The 20,281-nt window shown below is 54.5% G+C and carries 10 protein-coding genes and 1 CRISPR repeat array; of the genes, 1 reads left to right on the top strand and 9 read right to left on the bottom strand.

Features of this window, described 5'->3' with window-relative positions; genetic code table 11:
* Positions 1–245: 245 nt before the first annotated feature.
* Positions 246–2,702 (bottom strand): CRISPR-associated helicase Cas3', encoded by a 2,457-nt coding sequence (gene cas3, locus HRQ60_RS06390; RefSeq protein WP_172194814.1) that lies wholly within the window; start codon positions 2,700–2,702, stop codon positions 246–248.
* A gap of 115 nt (positions 2,703–2,817) precedes the next feature.
* Here cas3 (HRQ60_RS06390) and HRQ60_RS06395 point away from each other — a divergent pair, with 115 nt between their 5' ends.
* Complete coding sequence (locus tag HRQ60_RS06395) at positions 2,818–3,699, top strand: calcium-binding protein (protein ID WP_172194815.1); 882 nt, start codon at positions 2,818–2,820, stop codon at positions 3,697–3,699.
* A gap of 147 nt (positions 3,700–3,846) precedes the next feature.
* On the opposite strand, the gene cas2 is transcribed toward HRQ60_RS06395, so the two are convergent.
* The 8 genes from cas2 to HRQ60_RS06435 all read right to left on the bottom strand — a co-directional run bounded on the left by cas2 (position 3,847) and on the right by HRQ60_RS06435 (position 20,272).
* Positions 3,847–4,137, bottom strand: coding sequence for a CRISPR-associated endonuclease Cas2 (cas2, locus tag HRQ60_RS06400; protein ID WP_172194816.1), 291 nt, complete (start codon positions 4,135–4,137; stop codon positions 3,847–3,849).
* Positions 4,138–4,212: 75 nt separating this feature from the next.
* On the bottom strand, positions 4,213–5,250 hold the full coding sequence (gene cas1c / locus HRQ60_RS06405) for a type I-C CRISPR-associated endonuclease Cas1c (protein WP_172194817.1): 1,038 nt from the start codon (positions 5,248–5,250) through the stop codon (positions 4,213–4,215).
* 34 nt (positions 5,251–5,284) lie between these two features.
* The gene (gene cas4, locus HRQ60_RS06410) at positions 5,285–5,980 is read right to left on the bottom strand and encodes a CRISPR-associated protein Cas4 (RefSeq protein ID WP_172194818.1); all 696 of its coding nucleotides are present in this window, start codon (positions 5,978–5,980) and stop codon (positions 5,285–5,287) included.
* The gene (gene cas7c, locus HRQ60_RS06415; protein ID WP_172194819.1) at positions 5,977–6,888 is read right to left on the bottom strand and encodes a type I-C CRISPR-associated protein Cas7/Csd2; all 912 of its coding nucleotides are present in this window, start codon (positions 6,886–6,888) and stop codon (positions 5,977–5,979) included. The genes cas4 and cas7c overlap by 4 nt, the downstream gene beginning before the upstream one ends.
* Complete coding sequence (cas8c, locus tag HRQ60_RS06420; protein WP_172194820.1) at positions 6,885–8,885, bottom strand: type I-C CRISPR-associated protein Cas8c/Csd1; 2,001 nt, start codon at positions 8,883–8,885, stop codon at positions 6,885–6,887. Before cas8c ends, cas7c begins: the two co-directional genes overlap by 4 nt.
* The gene (gene cas5c, locus HRQ60_RS06425) at positions 8,882–9,559 is read right to left on the bottom strand and encodes a type I-C CRISPR-associated protein Cas5c (protein ID WP_172194821.1); all 678 of its coding nucleotides are present in this window, start codon (positions 9,557–9,559) and stop codon (positions 8,882–8,884) included. Before cas5c ends, cas8c begins: the two co-directional genes overlap by 4 nt.
* Before the next feature lie 26 nt (positions 9,560–9,585).
* On the bottom strand, positions 9,586–11,943 hold the full coding sequence (gene cas3 / locus HRQ60_RS06430; protein WP_172194822.1) for a CRISPR-associated helicase Cas3': 2,358 nt from the start codon (positions 11,941–11,943) through the stop codon (positions 9,586–9,588).
* Positions 11,944–12,300: 357 nt separating this feature from the next.
* Positions 12,301–19,129: direct repeats of the CRISPR family, unit length 32 nt; unit sequence GTCGCTCCCCATGCGGGAGCGTGGATTGAAAC.
* A gap of 270 nt (positions 19,130–19,399) precedes the next feature.
* Entirely contained in the window at positions 19,400–20,272 is an 873-nt protein-coding gene (locus HRQ60_RS06435) for a DUF4261 domain-containing protein (protein WP_172194823.1), read from the bottom strand.
* Positions 20,273–20,281 lie beyond the last annotated feature (9 nt).

The raw sequence follows: 20,281 nt of genomic DNA on the forward strand, positions 1-20,281 counted from the left end.
CTCAAAGATTGTTTCCAATGAGAGAATCTACCAGTAGTCTAAACGATGTCAGATGGTTGGTCAATCATTTTTATGTATTATAGAATACTTGAACGTTGATATTGATTTTGCATTGGACTTTCTCTGTGGTAAAATTTCTGTGATTCGCTTCCATGTCGCTGCAAAGCGCGGATTGAAAAAAGTAGTCTATCATACGGGAACCCACCTATTCGTACACAGGCGGGTTCTTTGTCATGGATCGTTTTTTAGTTGTTGCCCAGATCAAGCCCGTAATCTTCCCGATATCCTTCTATGGCCAATACCTGTACGCGCTCATCCAAATAGGTCTTCAACCACCCGCGCTGTTCCAGATTCGCTCGCTCATACTCCCGGATGTTAACCGCGTACGCCTGAGCTTCGCACATCAACTTCGTCAGATCGGACAACATATAGCGAGCTGTCGCACTGGACTCCAACTGCTGAATCAGATTTTCCCCGTCTCCATAAGGTACAATTACGGAAGCCGTTTTTCCATCAATGGCTTCAAAATGTTGAGCGGCCGTTCCATAGCTGTTCAGCAAAAACAAAGGCGGTTTAGATTGACTTCCATGTTTCAGGCGATACGTCGGTACATAACTACAACCTTTCTGACCTGCTGACAACAAATCGGTCATATTGCGGTCAAGGGTCGGCACCGGATAATCAAGCACCGATTCAAACTCCTTATAAAATTGTCTGAAATACCGCTCCATCGCAGATGATGACAATAGATCCCCTCCGTAAAGGGCCGGATCCGATCGCAGATCTCGCAACATTTTCCCAGTAATCGTCCGGCCTGCCCGAACTTCTGGCAAGTAGCCCAGATTCTCTTCTGCATGTTCGACGAGATATACCGGACGGCTGGCGACTTCACCGTGTCGGTTACAACGTCCCGCCGCCTGAGCGATCGAGTCCAGACCTGCCAGTGAGCGAATGACGCAGTGGAAGCTAATATCGACACCTGCCTCGATCAGCGCCGTACTTACGCAAATGACCGGTAGCTGCTGCTCCAGACGTTTTTTTACGATTGCGAGAATGTCTTGGCGATGTGCCGGGCACATATGTGTGCTCAGATGATACACTTCGTCTTCCGCCCTTGTTTCGCGCAGCTTGCGGTACAGCTTTTTGACGACCGAACGGGTATTCAAAATGACCAATACGCTATGGACTTCTTCGGCGCACTCCAGGGCAAATTCGGCCAGCGTCTCGGTTTCCATCGCCCCTTCCCCGGTTTGATCCACAATCTCCACACGCCGAAAAGCTTCGGATACGGCGCTCAAGTCCGCTACAATCTCGGCATCTGGTTCAAGTTCCAGCCGATTGCGGACAAAGCCAAGCTCCGGTTGCGTAGCCGTACACAACAAAATACTGGAACCCGCCCGATGCTTCAAAAAATTGAGCGCATCATTAAATAAAGAAACACAGTTGGTCGGCACCTTCTGCACTTCATCGAAAACAAGGACCGCTTCTCCCAAATGATGCAGACGGCGAATACTTCGGGTTCCTCCCGCATAAAAAGTATTCAGAAACTGCACCATCGTTGTAAAAATGACCGGCGAGTCCCAGTTATCTTGAGTCAACCGCAATTTTTGCCGAATCGCATGGCCCGCTTCGTCCCACTCGTCTTCGGCTTCTTTTGCAGGTTCGGATACATTAGAATGATGCTCCAAAATATTCGCCGGGTCTTGTAAAATCGCACGTACTTCTGCTGCATTTTGTTCGATAATGGTCGTGTACGGCACAATATAGATAATGCGCTGCTTGCCAAACTTTGCAGCATGCTTCAACGCATAACGCAAACTAGCCAACGTCTTGCCGCCCCCTGTCGGCATAGACAACGTATAGATTCCCGAGGGACGGGCTGCAAAACTTTCACATTGCTTGGACATCTCCTGCCGCAGCGCATAAATCGGCAAACGGCTGCCCGAAGCTACCGGAAAAGCTTCGATCCGCTCCATCAACCGTGCATGATAACGTTCAAACAGCGCGGTGCGGTCCGAAGATATTTCCCTCTTATTTTCTTCAAACAAGCGGGAATTGGTGCGATCGGCGTCGATCAACACGCTGAAGAGAAACTTGCCCAACATCATAAGATTATGCTCGGGAGTCGAACGACTCCGCACCTTCAGGTAGACATCCAGTTCCTGCGCGGCTTGATCCACGTATCGGCGAAATTCCGCTTCTTGCATCACTTCCGCAAAAAAACGTTCCGGCATTTGCTCGTATTCGGAAATTTCCTTGTCTCTAACACGCCGCAAATAGGCCGATTCCCCGCTCGGGCCAAGAAAGTCGTGCAAATAGGCATGATGGGAAATAATCGTGTTCCCCACAACTTCAGCCAGAAGGCCAAGAATCGGCTTTTGGGCGGGGGCGGGGGCGGGGGCGGGGGCGGGGGCGGGGGCTGGATCGTGAAACAGATGAAACAGCCACTTCCCGCCCGCTGTGGAATGATCCACACTGCCTCTTTTCGGAGCGGTACTAGGCGCAAAAACAGCTTCGCGAATATACGTCTGGAACGCATCTGTATATTTTCCCAGGTCATGCAGCATCCCCGCCAGGCCTGCAAGATGCGCAGCGCCTATCGGTTTGCCAAATGTCTCTGCCAATTCCCGTACCTGGATCAAATGAGTGGCAAGCGCCTGTTCTTCTTTGTCTGATTGACGGATGTGCGCAATATAGTTCATATTCAATCTCCTTTTTAGTCATCATGATTTTATTTACGATGGGAAGGAACGCTCAACGAAATGTCGAATAGAAAAGATGAATCTATCCAATCAGTCGGATCAAGGAGGACTACATATGGCCCTTAGCAAAAAAGTCAAAACATTCAAAGCTTTGTTAAGTGACTGGAATGGAACGGTGCGCGGCCGACCTTATCGAAAGATTGCCATTCAACAAAATGCGACTCTCTCTGATCTTGCTGAAGCTATTTTGACCTCTTTTGATTTTGATATGGATCATATGTATGGATTTTATGATAACATCAAAAATTGGACACGCGCTTCAGAAGGTTATGAATTGTTTGCAGATATGGGTCAAGAGGACTTGTTTCCGGGTGTAAGAAAAAAGAAGATCACTCAAGTGTTCCGTGAACCCAAACAAAAGTTTCTGCTGTTGTTTGATTACGGGGACGAATGGCGCTTTATAGTAGAATTTCTAGGTGATGAAGAACCCGCTCCGGGTATGGAGATTCCGTATATTTTCCAAAGCGTTGGTGAAGCGCCTGATCAGTATGAAGAGGATAACGAGGATGAGCTCTGGGATGAAGAAGAAGATTTGGACGATCTGGACGACGAGCTGCAAGATGATCCGGTAGCAGAATCGCCCTTAGATGCCAAACGAGAAAAACGTATCCATTCGGAAATTATAGTCGATGCTTACGATCCGGAAGAACGAGCCATTAGCTGGTACACCTATTTACAAGACACGATGAATTTTCCATTTAACGCTCTCTGCACACATCCCGACGCGCAGTCCCCTCTGCTGATCCATGAAAAGGTTCGTGTCCTTGGATTGGCGGATGCCGAAGATTGCACAGAACGAATCCGCGTGCGCATTGAATGGGAGAAACGAGAGTTTACGGTTCCGTTGGAGCAGTTAAATCCAGTCCGCACCAACAAGCCGACCCGCCAAGCTATTGAAGATTGGGTGTATTGGCAGCAACAGAAGTACATATTTTAAAACACCCAAACAGATTTCTTTGTCTTTGTTGATCACAGTTGAATGTTAATGGAAAGACAAACATCAAAAAGAGCCTTTGCCTATAGGAATCCAGACAAAGACTCTTTTCTTATTTCCAGCATCCTCCGATTTCTTCAGCACCATCCCCTACAGCAGCAGCAACCCTTCCGGATCGTAACTCTCCTTGGCACCCACATGTTCCACTTTTCGCTTCCAATTCGCTCCAAGCATGTAATACCGTAAACTATCCGTCTGCGGATTCATTACGTCTTCAAGCTGCGTTCTGAGCTGCTTGAACTGCACCGGATCGACCAGACATTCAAATACCGAATTCTGCACCCGCTGGCCGTAATTCTGGCAGATCTTCGAAATAGAACGCAGCCGTTTTGCTCCTTCCGGAGAAGTCGTCTGTACATCGTACGTAATCAGCACCAGCATATCGCGCCTCCTTTCTCTATACCCACAGCCTTCCTTTCTCTTATAGGCGAAATGGGCGGCATGATGTAACCCTTCTCACTTCCACAGAAACGGAGGATAATCCGGTAGATCCCCGCGGATATGCCGGGCCAGCAGCAGCGCCTGGGCGTACGGCAGCAGTCCAAGCGGAATCTTTTCACCCAGAAAAGGGTGCGTGATCTCCTCCTGCTTACGCTTTTGCCAAGCTGCCAGTACTTCTTTGCGCGCATCGTCTTTGAGCAGCACCGCTCCATTTTCCTTGACGATAAAAGATTTTGCGGAGAGTTGGCGGCGGTTGATCAGCGACAGCACAAGCCGGTCCGCCAGGTACGGACGCAGCTCCTCCATCAGGTCAAGCGCAAGGCTCGCCCGGCCGGGGCGGTCCCGATGCAGGAATCCGACAGCCGGATCGAGTCCGACCGTTTCCAATGCGGACTGCACATCGACGCGCAGCAGGGTGTATAAGAAGGATAGCATGGCATTCAGCGGATCGAGAGGCGGTCTGCGATTGCGCGTATGCATATGGAAAAGATCTCGGTCCGCCAGGATCAGCTCGTTCATAACGCCGAAGTAAATCCGGGCCGCTTCGCCTTCTGCGCCCCGGATCGTATCGCCGCTTGGCATCTTGACGACCGACAGCGATAGACGTTTGAGCGCCCGAGCAGCTTCCGTTACTTTTGCCGCATCAATCTCGGAGGCATGATCCCGCACGGCCCGGCGCAGCACGCTGCGGGAATTAATGATCTTCGCCTGAATCAAACGCCCGGCTATATCGACTGCTTCCGGACCGTCCGCTATCCGATATTGACGCCGACGAAGCAGTACATTGCCGTTTACTTTGCCTTGAATACGTGCCTGAAATCCTCCATATTGATTCAGGAACGTCAGTCCGACACCGCGCTCCGCGCACAAGTGAAACAATGCCGGACTCGCGCCCGCGTATCCGAACGTGACGATCTGCTCCAGATTATGCACGGGAACGCGGAACTTTTCCTGCTGTTCTTTTTCGCCCATCAGCACCAGCACATTTTCTCCGTCCCGAGCCAGGTAGCTATCCGCCGCCGTAACATACAGCGTATTTAACAGCTTTCGCAAGACACCCTCCTCCTCCTATCTCCAAGTAACGGCTTCAATCGTCTGAATCTTCGTTCAGGTAAGACTCCATGTAGCGATCCACGCTCCCGGTCTTCATTTTCGGCAAACAGATATCCATGAGCGAGCATGATTTGCAGCCGGGTCGATAGCGCGCGGGCGGTGTCTCTCCCCGTTCGTACAGCTCCCGCATGCCGTACAGATACCCTTCTACGCGTGCCCGCAGACTTTCAGTGAACACCACTTCGACCCGACGCTCCCGTTCTCCGTAAAATAACGCGCCTTCCGCTACCGTCACACCGAGCATTTCTTCCAAACAAATTGCCTGCGCGCAGAGCTGCACCTCGTCCCAGTCGTCCGGCTTGGGCTTGCCGCGCTTGTACTCGACGGGAAAAGGAATCCATCTGCCGCGCCGCCCGACCAATACGGCGCTGTGCCCCGGAGGCGTCTCTTCGTCGGCGGCATGAAATTCGACCACGTCCGCTTTGCCGCTTAGACCCAGACGTCTCGAAACCAAAGGCATCGCTCGGGAGATAAGAAGCGGCCCGCGCTTTTCCGTCAAAGCCGGATTGTCCGCACGTTCATGCAGCAGTTGGCCTTCGTACGTCTTGATATTTTCTTCCCACTGCTGCTCGATATGGATCAGTGCCCATTGGCGCGTACAGAATGAATAGTGCTGAAGACCGGACAGCATCAGCAGTTCGTCGTCGCCGTAAGCCTGCTGCCCGATCATCGCTCGCTAACCGTTACGCCTTCGGGCAGATCGTCGGCATTGACGGAAATTTCGTAATCGGTGTACGCTCGGGCTGGAGCCTCGACGACTTTGCGCGCTGCAATCCGTTCGAACAAGCGGTGCGCCGGTGCGCTGCCAAGCTTGGACGCATGTTCGAACACGATCAGTTTGCGAAGAGCCATTTGTCCGCGGGAAGCGGAACGGTCATGCTCGAACATATTCACCAGCGACTCCCACAGCAGCTCCAGATCTTCCGGACCAAAATGGGTTTTCTCCGCCAGATGCCCCGAGACATAACCGTCCATCCGATACAGCGCGTAAGGCACGATATGTTTGCGGCCCATCTCCCGGTCTTTCTCCGCGCCTTCCTGGGTAACGGCCTGCCGGGTGATGGTCGTCTCCTGGGAAAAGATCGGGTCGATACTGCGCGCAAAGGTGAACTGGATCGGCCCACGTACCTGACCGCAGTTGACCTTGGTGGTCATGACGGCTCCAAACGCCCGGACATCGTAAAAGTTATCGCACATCCAATGGGTGAGCAGTGCCGATTCCGCACGGTCTTTGGGTTTAAGTTCTTTTAATTTGTCGACGTCTTCCTCCCGCACACTGCGATACGCTTTGCGATGCTGTTCATTCAGGACTGCACCTTCCGTCACGTAGATCCGATGACCTTCTCCTTGCTCGCGCGTGATCTCGATATAGTTCCGTACTTTGCGCTTCAGACAGACATCCGTTACAATACCATGTCCCGTCTCCGGATCGATCCGCGGCATATTGCCCATATCCGGATCGCCGTTGGGATTGCCGTTCGTTACATCGAAAAAGATCGTAAACTCGTGTCGGTTGATCGTTGGTACTGCGCCGCCTGCTGTCTGCTGTTCCTGGGCTTCGATTTGAATATCCGTCATTTCGTAACCTCCGTTTCGATTGTTGCTTCCCTTGCATGTTCAACCGTCTGCTCGGATACCTCGCCGCTTTTGGAAGGAGCGCGGTAAGCCGTCTGGTGATAGTAACCCAACATGAAGAGCCCTTGCTGCTTCAGATCCAGATGATTCGGGAACGCGTCCACCCCCTGCAGAATTCCGGCAATATCCCGATCACGGAAACGTCCGTATTCGGCTTTGGCCATATGATGCTGGGCAAGCCGGAGCAGAATCGGGAATACGGCAGCAGGCGTTGCGGAAGCCGATCCGAAATAACGGTCTTTGATCGTGGCGTTCAAACGTCCAGGGCCGCCTGCCGCATCCATCTGCGCCCGTTCCAATACCGAGAACAATCGTCCGAGTCGATAAGCCACTGATTGAGCTTCTTCATTTAACATAGGCGTTAATGCCTCCTTTGATTCGTGCTGCTGATGAATGCGTGCATGACGAGTCAGATAAGCCTTAATCACGGAAGCCCGAATCCATGCGCTCCGGCCATGCTCGCCGTAAGGCGACATCTGCCCGTCGACACGGGTCCGATTGACAACGGCCGAGAACACCGAGTAAGGCAGTGCCCCTCCGCTCAACATGGCCCGGAACCATTCGCTTTCCATGGCACCCGAAATACTTTGACGCATTTTGGATAGATCGCCTGTCTGCCGCACCGTCTGGAGCATAATATTAAACAGCGTTGGCAGATCGACCCGCTGATTGCCCGGACGCTCTACGGCCATATCCGATGCGTACAGACTTAATTTGCCGAACAATTCTTCGAAAGAGCTGCGCCAGAAAAAGCGTACGGCCAGCCGCGCATTGTTGCCGGACATCCCCAGCACATAGAAAGAAGCGTCTTTGGCCGGCAGCATATCCGCGCTCACGGTATCCGCATTTTTCACCCGCCCAAGCAAGTCTCCGATCTGGCGGGTCAGTTCCCGATGTTCTTCGCCTATAGGAAGATCAGCAGGCTTGGCTACCTTCTCTGAAGCAGGATCAACCGACTCTCCGTTCTCCTGCTGTGCCTGTTCGTTCCCGGCAGCCGAGTCCCCGAATGTCCCGTCAAAGAACGCCCCGAACATGCCCTCCTGCAAATCCCATTCTTCTTTCGCTTCGCCCGGCAGACGCTGTGCCCAGAAAACGACCGTCATATCGCCCATTCGGCGCAGACGGTTGCGTTCCGAGAGAATCAGGTGGTTGAGCGCTTTGGCATAACCGACCGATGCGGCTTCGCTGAACGGCGCGTTATAGCTTTGCTTTTTGCCGTAAGATTCGAGCGAGGGAAAGTTAAAAGAAACGATGCTCGCTCCCGAAGACTGCGCGTTCAGCACTCCTTTGATATTGACCTTGTGGATTTTGGCGATCGGCTGATCGGCAAGTCCCGTGACCAGACAATTTCCAAGTACTGCATCTTCACCGGATTCTGCCTGCGCAATCGCCAGATCCCACTCCCGCAGCACCTCCGAAGTTTCATGAACATAGCCCATTTTGTCCGACAACTGAAAAACAAGATTGTTATCTGTAGTACCCACGATGCGCAGCAAGTCGGCATACAACGGAGATTCCGGAAGAATCATTGCCTGAGGACTCCACTTTTCATAAAAAGCGACCACTGCCCGGGCTTCCGGCTCATTCGAAGAAGCCAGCAGACGCTTATGCAAGTCGGCACTGCTGGCGTATTTGGCAGGAGAGGATTTGATGCCCACTTCCTTATCCGCCAAGATGCCGAGTACATATTCCGCTTTGTCCGATAGAAAAAACGGCTTGATTCCACTTGTACGTACCGGATGCTCCGGCACCATCATGCGCAGCGGCATAAGCTTCTTGCCCTGCTGAACACGAATATCCACGATACTGCGCACTTCGCCGTCTTCGTCAATCTTCAGCACAAAAGAAACCTTATCCGAACTGTATCCCGGCTTGGACATCCCCGAATGCGGGTCCTGCAGCAGCTGTTCATACCGCTCGTATAGGGACTGCACGATCATGACCGCACCTCCCGCTGATACAGATCCGGCACGTCAATGACACCTTCGCGCATCACCGCCCGGAAGAACTTTGGCGATATTTCGGTTCTGTATTCCAGATCCCAGAGCATCCACTGCAAATCCCGCTCGGGCAAGTTCCGGTACACCGAGGTCGGCATCGACTTCTCTTCTTCCATCAGTTCAAAGTTGACCGGGAACTCCCGACACCCGAAATACGGCTGATGGTAGAATTGCCCCTGGCGTGCCCGCCTGGAGAAAATACTGTAGTGCTTCTCCGGATTATCCGTTTCGCCGGCGCTGTCGGTCATCTCAAAATGAGCCTCGATGATGTAGGCCACATTGCGCAGCATAACCGTCATCCGCTGCTGCCGCTCTTCTGCCGAGGCCTGATTCAGCACAACTTCCCGTCTGTTCATCGCCGATTTGATCTGCGACTGGGATACCGAAATTTTATTCTTGATTTCATTGCGCCGCACGGAATCGAACGAGATCTCGTTCAAGACGTGAATCCGATCCACCACCCAGCGTATCGCCGGTTTCCAGTGGATTGCTTCCAGAATGCCGCGTGCCGCCGAAGGTGTCATCACGTCGTAACTTACTCTTTCCGCCTTCATCTCCGGCCGCGTGAAGCATGCCCGATCGCCCCACACATGCAGCTTGATCCCATATCCCACTAGAGCCTTCCTCCTTTCATATTTCCTCACATGATCCACAATTCCCGAGCCGCGCTTTCTTGCGAATACGGCTTGATTCCCGTCTTTGCTTCGTACCAGGCGTTCGGCCGTGCAAGCGCGAAGATGCCTTCCCGTATCTCATCCAACTCTCCGGCACGGCGATACTCCCTGTATTCGTGTGGATACAGTTGAACCGTGTAAGGCTGGAGCGCGCGCATAATGGAACGAATGGAATAGGGATTGCTTTTCAACGCTTCAAGCAGCCGTCTGGCTTTACCTTTATAGGACGGATCGTCGGGATCTTCGCCCTGGGCCCATGCAGCCGCTCGTTCTTCGTCATCCACGTACGGAATCAGCAGCGTCTCCATCGGCGAGTCGATCAGTCGAAACTTCTCGGCTACCGTCGCAAAAGGAAACTCCATCTTCCTTGCGCCTTCCTCCAGCATCGGCAGAATGCCTTCGCTATCGGTCTGGTCGATCGTTTCATTTTGTCCGTAGAAAAAAAGTTCTGCAAAATATTCCCGAACGGCTTCAATCGACAGCGGACTTTGATCGTTCTCCCCGAACTTGACGAGCAAATTGCGGGCAATCGTACCCGTGCGGCTCATCCAGCCGTCCGGCAGTCCTTTTTCCGTTTCGAAGACGAGCACGTTTCCCAGGCAGGGCCGACCATTACGTTCGAGACGTCCGTTGCGATTGCAGCGTCCTGCCGCCTGCGCGATCGAATCGATACCGGCCAGCTCCCGATAGACGGAAGGAAAGTCGATATCGACGCCGGCTTCGATCAACTGCGTACTGACCAGCACGCAGGGAAGCCCATCCCGAAGCTGCATTTTGACCGTGTGCAGAATATCGCGACGATGCTTCGGACACATCCGTGCGCTCAGATGATACAATTCATCTTCGTCGTATTGACCGGACAGTACGGCGTACAGCTCTCTGGCATTGCCCCGCGTATTGACGATGCAAAGAGCCTGCCCACCGTTTTCTTCGACTTGTTCGGCCAATTCCGACCAATTCATTTTGCCGCCAAATCGCACTTGTACCCGTTCGAACTGTTCGTATCGGTGCTGCGGATCGGCTACCGTCTCCCGGATCGCGGCATGAGGAAGCAGTTTGGCCGCAGGCGGCTGGGTCGCGGTACAGAACAGCACCGAACAGCCGTAATTGCGTACCAATTCGTCCAGCGCATACAAGCAGGGCCGGAAAAAGCCGCCGTTCATCATCTGGGCTTCATCGAGTACAATGACGCTCCCGGCGATGTTATGCAGCTTCCGAGAAGGCGAACGCCGGGCGGCAAACAACGATTCGAAAAACTGGACGTTTGTTGTTACGATCAGCGGCAGCTCCCAGTTCTCCTCCGCCAACTTCTGGCGTTCCGTCGTCTCGAAACCCGCTGTTCCCTGCTCATGCGAATCGTGTTGAAAGTTGGAGTGATGCTCCAGCACCTGTTCCTCGCCGAGAATATCTCGAAACTCCTGCGCATTCTGCTCGATAATCGACGTGTACGGAATGACGTAGAGGATACGGCGAAGTCCGTGCTGGACCGCATGCTCCAGTGCAAAACCGAGCGAGACCTGCGTTTTGCCGCTGCCCGTTGGAAGAGTCAGGCTAAATAATCCTCTGGGGTCTGCAGCGCGACGGATTGTTTCCTCGAAAATCTCGGTGCGCCAACGATCGATATCTCCGCGGGGCGTGTGGAATTTGACTGCACGGTAATCATAAAATCGCTGCCTTAATCGTTCCCACAGAAGACACATACGCTCCTGCTCATTCTCCTCACGTTTGCGAAGGCTGTGTCTGGATGGATCTGAGAACGCTTCCGTATTGAGCGAATCGGCATCAACGAGACAAGAGAACAGCATTCGGGTGAAAAAAGAAAACTGGAATCCGGGAGCCGGTCCCGGCTTGATTGGAAACGTTCGCGGCGCAGCCGGTAGGACAATCTCCGTATGGAACGCGCTGTAGTCTTCAAGAACATAGGTGCCGGCGAGTCTTCTGCGCAGACAGGCATTATGGTCCGCTTCCGACGTTCCGAAGTCCGGCAGACCCGAATGATGTCCCGCGATGACGTAAGCGAGCAGCCGCGCGGCCGCTTGTTCCGTGCCGCTGCTCGACCACTGCTGCACAAGCGTAAGCGCTCCCGCCGTCGCATGATCGACCTTTTTCGTAGAACCGTCAAGGCGTTTCTGAAAAGCGAGCGAGTATTTACCAAGATCGTGCAACCGTCCGGCAGCTTCTGCCCAAGGCGCCGCCCCAAATGGCTGCGCCATCTCGCCAGCCAAAGTTCCAACCTCGGTGAGATGAGTTTTGAGCAGCTGCCAGATTGATTTGGGGCCCATCGATCCGTCTTCCAACTCTTTCGTATGAGCGTAGTAGGGCAAGGATCATCCTCCTTCGATGCGAATTCGATGTTATTCTGGGTGCTTGTTTACTAAGATTCGTCTTTATCCATAAATATCCTTTGCGAATATTTGTTTCAAGTGACTATTTTGTGTAGAATAACCCATTTCAGTGCCTCGAGGTCTAAAATCTCATTTCTATGGGCACACGCCTGTTGAACAGATTGAAAAGTGCGAACCTGAAGCTCTCATCAAATCCCTGGGAGGTTCGCACCCCGCATGGTATAAGGGCTGACACACTTTTCCTTGTCTTTTTGTCCGGTTTTAGATAGTCTGATTCTGAGGTTCGCACTTTTAGGGGATCCAAGCCTTGCGGGGTAAGGCCCCAAACAGCGAACAGTCGCTCCCCATGCGGGAGCGTGGATTGAAACGTTGAAGAGGCTGCAAGCTTCCCGAACGGCAAGCGTCGCTCCCCATGCGGGAGCGTGGATTGAAACTTCTTTGCTCATGTATTTGCTAATATACGCTCCGAGTCGCTCCCCATGCGGGAGCGTGGATTGAAACGTGAAGATGTACAGGAAGTTCGGGCACTGATTGCATGTCGCTCCCCATGCGGGAGCGTGGATTGAAACTGTAATGAATCCTTTAGTCACGTATGTTTTGAGTGTCGCTCCCCATGCGGGAGCGTGGATTGAAACCTTACGTTGTCGGCGGTGATACAGCTGGCGATGGATGTCGCTCCCCATGCGGGAGCGTGGATTGAAACGGTGGCGAACGGACGGATACACCGACGATGCAGGTCGCTCCCCATGCGGGAGCGTGGATTGAAACTGATGGCGAAGGACATCGGCAATTACATCGAACAAGTCGCTCCCCATGCGGGAGCGTGGATTGAAACTTCGGCAATCCGCAGCAGCGAGACGTACAGAAGCAGTCGCTCCCCATGCGGGAGCGTGGATTGAAACGCCAGTATCGCGTCACGGACAAGTGGCTTGCCGTGTCGCTCCCCATGCGGGAGCGTGGATTGAAACTACCGATGGAGACGCAATACATCCAGATCAGTATGGTCGCTCCCCATGCGGGAGCGTGGATTGAAACGACGCTCTGTTCAAGGAACTGGCCGCCTACCACGAAGTCGCTCCCCATGCGGGAGCGTGGATTGAAACGATTGAAGGGCAGCGGACCCGGCTGAACAGTTATGGTCGCTCCCCATGCGGGAGCGTGGATTGAAACATATTCTTCGTTTGCCACTACCCAATAATCTTTGTCGCTCCCCATGCGGGAGCGTGGATTGAAACGGGGGAAGATCGGCAAGGAGGGAGCGATGATGTAGGTCGCTCCCCATGCGGGAGCGTGGATTGAAACATCCAAGAGTACCTCAAGGACTTAAACGCCACGCAGGTCGCTCCCCATGCGGGAGCGTGGATTGAAACCGCTGTACCCGAACAAGACAATCAGAGCGAGCAGGTCGCTCCCCATGCGGGAGCGTGGATTGAAACCGGTTTCGGTGGGTACAGCATCCGGGATATTTAGTCGCTCCCCATGCGGGAGCGTGGATTGAAACGTGGTACAACTCGGGCGATAATCGACCGTTTCAAACGTCGCTCCCCATGCGGGAGCGTGGATTGAAACGCGTTCGGTTTCCAGAGCGCGTAAATCCGAATGGGTCGCTCCCCATGCGGGAGCGTGGATTGAAACCGCGTATACCCGAAACTCTCCAAACCGCTTGCAAGGGTCGCTCCCCATGCGGGAGCGTGGATTGAAACAACCCATTGAAAGAGCAGGAATGAGAGTTCTGACCGTCGCTCCCCATGCGGGAGCGTGGATTGAAACAGATCGGGACGTTTGGAAATCACGAATTTATAATGTCGCTCCCCATGCGGGAGCGTGGATTGAAACTATTAAGTCAGAAGCTACTTTGAGAAGCGCATACGGTCGCTCCCCATGCGGGAGCGTGGATTGAAACCCGGATGAGAAACGCAGGGACTCGCACAACGCGCGTCGCTCCCCATGCGGGAGCGTGGATTGAAACAAACAAGCCGCTGACGACCTCTATACCTTCCAAAAGTCGCTCCCCATGCGGGAGCGTGGATTGAAACCTGCGGGCCGAGGAGCAGCAGAACATCAAAGCGGGTCGCTCCCCATGCGGGAGCGTGGATTGAAACGCTTGGTTTCACCGAAAGCGACCGTTTGGCTCTTGTCGCTCCCCATGCGGGAGCGTGGATTGAAACTTCCAACAGACGAAGCAACAAAGTCGTATCTTCTGTCGCTCCCCATGCGGGAGCGTGGATTGAAACCGACGCAAGCTGCACCGCCGATGTACCTACGGTCAGAGTCGCTCCCCATGCGGGAGCGTGGATTGAAACCTGCCAAGATATGTTATCTGGTAGCTCGGGCTGCGTAGTCGCTCCCCATGCGGGAGCGTGGATTGAAACTATTTCCGGCCCTTGTAGACAATGACATCGCCGGGATTATGTCGCTCCCCATGCGGGAGCGTGGATTGAAACTAAGATTACTCTGCACGATCCATCGACTCTTGAGTCGCTCCCCATGCGGGAGCGTGGATTGAAACCCCCTCTTCGAACCCTTCGGAGTATGTGACCAGTGTCGCTCCCCATGCGGGAGCGTGGATTGAAACATCGTCATTGTGTAGATTTTAGAGCAGACTCGGGTCGCTCCCCATGCGGGAGCGTGGATTGAAACAACCTCTTCGTGATGATCGGCACCGTATGCCTGGTCGCTCCCCATGCGGGAGCGTGGATTGAAACAAGATCGAAAGGTCGGGCATCCCCGGCTCATAGGTCGCTCCCCATGCGGGAGCGTGGATTGAAACCGCTGTACGATGACCAGATTTTCACGAATTGCTTGTCGCTCCCCATGCGGGAGCGTGGATTGAAACGTATTCCACCGGATGAATCGCAGCTACGTCCGGGTCGCTCCCCATGCGGGAGCGTGGATTGAAACCAGCATCCCGGTCGACCACGGATATTTGCCCAACGTCGCTCCCCATGCGGGAGCGTGGATTGAAACTTCGCTGCCCTGAGCGCTTCCGCCTCGGACGACGCGTCGCTCCCCATGCGGGAGCGTGGATTGAAACCCGCTCTGGAATCTTTTCATAGCCTTTGCGAGACTTGTCGCTCCCCATGCGGGAGCGTGGATTGAAACCCATGGGCGCGCCTGTATGCGGAGCTGGCGAAGGGGTCGCTCCCCATGCGGGAGCGTGGATTGAAACTTCGTCCGTTGTAACACCAGCTTCCAAAAGTCGTGTCGCTCCCCATGCGGGAGCGTGGATTGAAACTCGATGAAGCAGCCGTCTACTTTAACGCTCGTGAGTCGCTCCCCATGCGGGAGCGTGGATTGAAACTCGTATGTATTCTATCTGGAGAGTTTTCAGGCAAGTCGCTCCCCATGCGGGAGCGTGGATTGAAACGGAGAAGAGCCGGTTGCGAAGCGTCGGGTGGTAGTGTCGCTCCCCATGCGGGAGCGTGGATTGAAACGGATACCTTTGCCGCACATACCGGGCACATCCAGGTCGCTCCCCATGCGGGAGCGTGGATTGAAACCGTACGGGCAGACGCGACAGACGTGCGTGGGCTCGTCGCTCCCCATGCGGGAGCGTGGATTGAAACATTGGCGATCTGCTTGGCGTTCTGCAGCGTGCCGTCGCTCCCCATGCGGGAGCGTGGATTGAAACTTCTTCGCTACTTCTTCATCGGTCAGATCCTGAAGGGTCGCTCCCCATGCGGGAGCGTGGATTGAAACTCGGCGATCGATAGGCCCTTCCATACCCTGCCGGTCGCTCCCCATGCGGGAGCGTGGATTGAAACTTCGATGGCCACCTGCCGGCGCAGGATCCGGACTGTCGCTCCCCATGCGGGAGCGTGGATTGAAACGAGCCTCCCGGCCTTGCCTACGGGGATTGAGGTGGTCGCTCCCCATGCGGGAGCGTGGATTGAAACCAACCGATCCGGACTCAAGTTCGTCGTGTAGATGGTCGCTCCCCATGCGGGAGCGTGGATTGAAACAACCTTTCGTCTTTTGAAGCTATTCAGCAATTTTTGTCGCTCCCCATGCGGGAGCGTGGATTGAAACGCCTCCTTGATGATGTCGACGGCCGGGCCGCTTCCGTCGCTCCCCATGCGGGAGCGTGGATTGAAACCCGTGAGTCAGCTCGAAGGCTCGAACCGTTCCGAGTCGCTCCCCATGCGGGAGCGTGGATTGAAACCGTAACGATGCCGAGTTTGGACGCGTGGGCCATGGTCGCTCCCCATGCGGGAGCGTGGATTGAAACATCAGTGACGTAAAAAAACCGTTTATCGACACCTTGTCGCTCCCCATGCGGGAGCGTGGATTGAAACCACTTGCTCCTTCCGTGGGTGGCCAAACGTTACGGTCGCTCCCCATGCGGGAGCGTGGATTGAAACCGTGGGACGTCAAACGTCTCATTGATCTCATGGTGTCGCTCCCCATGCGGGAGCGTGGATTGAAACGGGTAAACTGTATGCCGGCGACGAGAGCAATGCCGTCGCTCCCCATGCGGGAGCGTGGATTGAAACTCAAAAGTACGTAAGCTGTCGGAGAACCATTTCCGTCGCTCCCCATGCGGGAGCGTGGATTGAAACAAACTGCCCAACACTTTCGAGATCCGCAGATGCCCCGTCGCTCCCCATGCGGGAGCGTGGATTGAAACCGTCCAGCCTTTGCCGCCATCTGAAAAGGCCATGCCTTGTCGCTCCCCATGCGGGAGCGTGGATTGAAACATGCAATCACCCCTTTCAAATCAAATAAAAAAGACGTCGCTCCCCATGCGGGAGCGTGGATTGAAACCTCGCGGACAAGACTTTGTTTATACGCCTACGGCTGGTCGCTCCCCATGCGGGAGCGTGGATTGAAACGGCGAAGACTCTTTTATCGAAGCTGAAAAAGAAGAGTCGCTCCCCATGCGGGAGCGTGGATTGAAACCTGCTGTCCCGGTCGGTGCCGTGGGAGTTGGTTCGGTCGCTCCCCATGCGGGAGCGTGGATTGAAACGGTTGTAACGCCATTCTAACATCATTGTGGTGTTAGTCGCTCCCCATGCGGGAGCGTGGATTGAAACGACGCACAGACGGGACACATCCAGACCGAGCCGCGTCGCTCCCCATGCGGGAGCGTGGATTGAAACGCAGCCATATTGATGCTGGCGGGGAATGTACTAGTCGCTCCCCATGCGGGAGCGTGGATTGAAACGATTTCCGCGTCATAAGCTTCGATTCCTTTCACGGGTCGCTCCCCATGCGGGAGCGTGGATTGAAACTCCACTTCCTCACCACCTTTGCTCACCGGATTCAACAGTCGCTCCCCATGCGGGAGCGTGGATTGAAACTTCTGGGCCAATATATGGCGCTCTGGAAGGTCGGTCGCTCCCCATGCGGGAGCGTGGATTGAAACTAGTCGACAGTCGGTCGCTTGTCAATCGAAAAAAGTCGCTCCCCATGCGGGAGCGTGGATTGAAACATATGCGTGATGATGCTACGCTTACTGACGATACAGGTCGCTCCCCATGCGGGAGCGTGGATTGAAACCTGCGGCGGGGTGCTTGGCTGCGGCGGCTGCGGGACGTCGCTCCCCATGCGGGAGCGTGGATTGAAACATCCATGCGCCTGCACCTTCCACGCAACGGTTACGTCGCTCCCCATGCGGGAGCGTGGATTGAAACCCGTTTTGGTCCGAGAAGACGATCAAAAGGGCCGTCGTCGCTCCCCATGCGGGAGCGTGGATTGAAACAGGCGCTTTATCCAGTTCCTTCACTGCGAACATAGTCGCTCCCCATGCGGGAGCGTGGATTGAAACACGTGATCGGGCTTAACGCTATCGAGGTAATCTTGTCGCTCCCCATGCGGGAGCGTGGATTGAAACATGTCAGCGCGTAAAGTGGCAAACATATATGAGGTCGCTCCCCATGCGGGAGCGTGGATTGAAACAAGCTGCCGCCCGGTACTGCAAAGAAGGCACACCGGTCGCTCCCCATGCGGGAGCGTGGATTGAAACTGGTAATGGGTGTTGTATTGGTCGCCCTTCTTTTGTCGCTCCCCATGCGGGAGCGTGGATTGAAACTAATTCTGTAATGCGCTCATACATAAAATCGTGCCAGTCGCTCCCCATGCGGGAGCGTGGATTGAAACATTTCTGCATAAGTTTTCATCGTAAGTTCCTCCTGTCGCTCCCCATGCGGGAGCGTGGATTGAAACACGACTACGTTTCCTTTTAGTTTGCCCTGGGACGTGTCGCTCCCCATGCGGGAGCGTGGATTGAAACCTGATTCACAAAACCAAAAAATAAAAAGTCGCTCGTCGCTCCCCATGCGGGAGCGTGGATTGAAACGGTGATGGCGTCTTATAATACGGCTGTCGCGGCCGGTCGCTCCCCATGCGGGAGCGTGGATTGAAACATGTCCGGGCGATCGACGACACCCAGGGAAGCGTGTCGCTCCCCATGCGGGAGCGTGGATTGAAACAAACGGTTTTTGGGCAAAAATCCGGGCTTGTCGGTCGCTCCCCATGCGGGAGCGTGGATTGAAACCAAGACGCAGTGTGGGAATTAGCCAAGGAAAACGACGTCGCTCCCCATGCGGGAGCGTGGATTGAAACACCAAGGATTCAACACTTTCTACCAAAACACGGAAGTCGCTCCCCATGCGGGAGCGTGGATTGAAACGGCTATTGCTTGGGCTGAACAAATCCTCAACATCGTCGCTCCCCATGCGGGAGCGTGGATTGAAACTCGAACTCTCGCAGCCAATCCGCACCAGTCGGAACGTCGCTCCCCATGCGGGAGCGTGGATTGAAACGGATACGAGCGGGATGTTTTTATTCGCCGTGAACGTCGCTCCCCATGCGGGAGCGTGGATTGAAACGCCTTCTTCGTACCCCGTGATTTCAAGGTCGTAAGTGTCGCTCCCCATGCGGGAGCGTGGATTGAAACCACCTAAAAAAGCTGATACCAAATCCGTAATGACCGTCGCTCCCCATGCGGGAGCGTGGATTGAAACCCAAAGTATTCGTTTAACATGTTATCCATGACGACGTCGCTCCCCATGCGGGAGCGTGGATTGAAACGCATAACAAAGACCGCGCCGATTACCGTACTCGAAGTCGCTCCCCGTGCGGGAGCGTGGATTGAAACACGAACCAGGAATGGCGCGAGAAGGTCATCATTGGTCGCTCCCCATACGGGAGCACGGATTGAGACGTTCTGTGGACAGTGTCAAGCGAGGAGGCGGAAGGAGAAATTCAGTGCAGGAACTAAAGTCTTTCGAAGAAATACATATCGTAAGCATCGGCTAACGAATTTCTCCTGCAGCCCGCCAAGCTGCTCACACGAATAGGAGTTTCTCCGCACTCCCCTGCGCAACGCAAAAAAAGGAAGGCGCCCACGGAATTCCATCCGCCGGTACCTTCCTTTCCTTTTCCTATACCAGATCGCTGCCTAATCCCATTCCTTAAGCTGCTCTAGGCTGCTCTAAGCTTCCTCGATCTTCACCGTCATCCCCTGCAAAGCCGATCCCGCCGAGCGGTTCAGCGTAATCGTGCGGCCGGCAAAAGCGATCTCTTCGCCGCCTTGGAAGCGGATGTTCCGCGCCACCGCATAATGGACGACCGAGAATGTCAGCTCGAAGATCTCGTTCCCGGAGCGCGGGGAGTTCAGCAGTTCGAATTCGTCCGAACCGAAGTCCGCCATCCCGTGCGTATAGGCCGCTCCGCCGGATTCGCCGCCGTACAGGCCGACGAATACCCAGAGATTCACGGGCAGTTCTTTTTCTTTTAGCAGCTCCGCACTCGCCAGATAATCGGCCCGGCTGACCAGCAGCGGCGCCGAATAGACCGCAAGTGCATTCTCGTTTGGCATCAGCATCGCCGCAAGGACCTGGGTCAGGAAGCGGTGGCCGCTCAGCCCGTTCGCCGCGTTGCGAAGCGTGACGAGCAGCTGCGCGGCATACCCGGCAATCTCCTGCTCCGCTTCCGGCCAGAGCCGGTTGTATTTGCCGTTGCTCTCGGCTTCGCCGTCCGGCAGAGGCGCAGGGATATATTCGGCCGTGACGGTCATCCCGCGGTAATGAATCAGCAGTTGGCCGTCATGCACGCCGCCTTCGACCTCGAGTCCCAGCGTGCGCAGAAACGGCAGACATCCGTCCAAAGACGGGGGCGACGGCGTCTTCAGCAGAATATGCCGCTCCAGCGTTACCGTATCGGGCCGTTCGTCCGGGACTGTGGTCCAGTCTCCGTTTGCGCCTCCGTGTTCCCGATCAGTCCGCTCCGGTCTGCTGCGTTCCGCGGCTTCCCTATTCGATTCGTTTGCCGGATCTTTTTTAAACCATTTTGTGAAAAAACTCATTGTTGTCGG

The organism is Saccharibacillus qingshengii, assembly GCF_013185195.1.
In the GTDB taxonomy this organism is placed as follows: domain Bacteria; phylum Bacillota; class Bacilli; order Paenibacillales; family Paenibacillaceae; genus Saccharibacillus; species Saccharibacillus qingshengii.

Bases quoted from the DNA above. Each gene is read 5' to 3' on its own strand.
- cas3 (WP_172194814.1), bottom strand. From the start codon at position 2,702: ATGAACTATATTGCGCACATCCGTCAATCAGACAAAGAAGAACAGGCG.
- HRQ60_RS06395 (WP_172194815.1), top strand. From the start codon at position 2,818: ATGGCCCTTAGCAAAAAAGTCAAAACATTCAAAGCTTTGTTAAGTGAC.
- cas2 (WP_172194816.1), bottom strand. From the start codon at position 4,137: ATGCTGGTGCTGATTACGTACGATGTACAGACGACTTCTCCGGAAGGA.
- cas4 (WP_172194818.1), bottom strand. From the start codon at position 5,980: ATGATCGGGCAGCAGGCTTACGGCGACGACGAACTGCTGATGCTGTCC.
- cas7c (WP_172194819.1), bottom strand. From the start codon at position 6,888: ATGACGGATATTCAAATCGAAGCCCAGGAACAGCAGACAGCAGGCGGC.
- cas8c (WP_172194820.1), bottom strand. From the start codon at position 8,885: ATGATCGTGCAGTCCCTATACGAGCGGTATGAACAGCTGCTGCAGGAC.
- HRQ60_RS06435 (WP_172194823.1), bottom strand. From the start codon at position 20,272: ATGAGTTTTTTCACAAAATGGTTTAAAAAAGATCCGGCAAACGAATCG.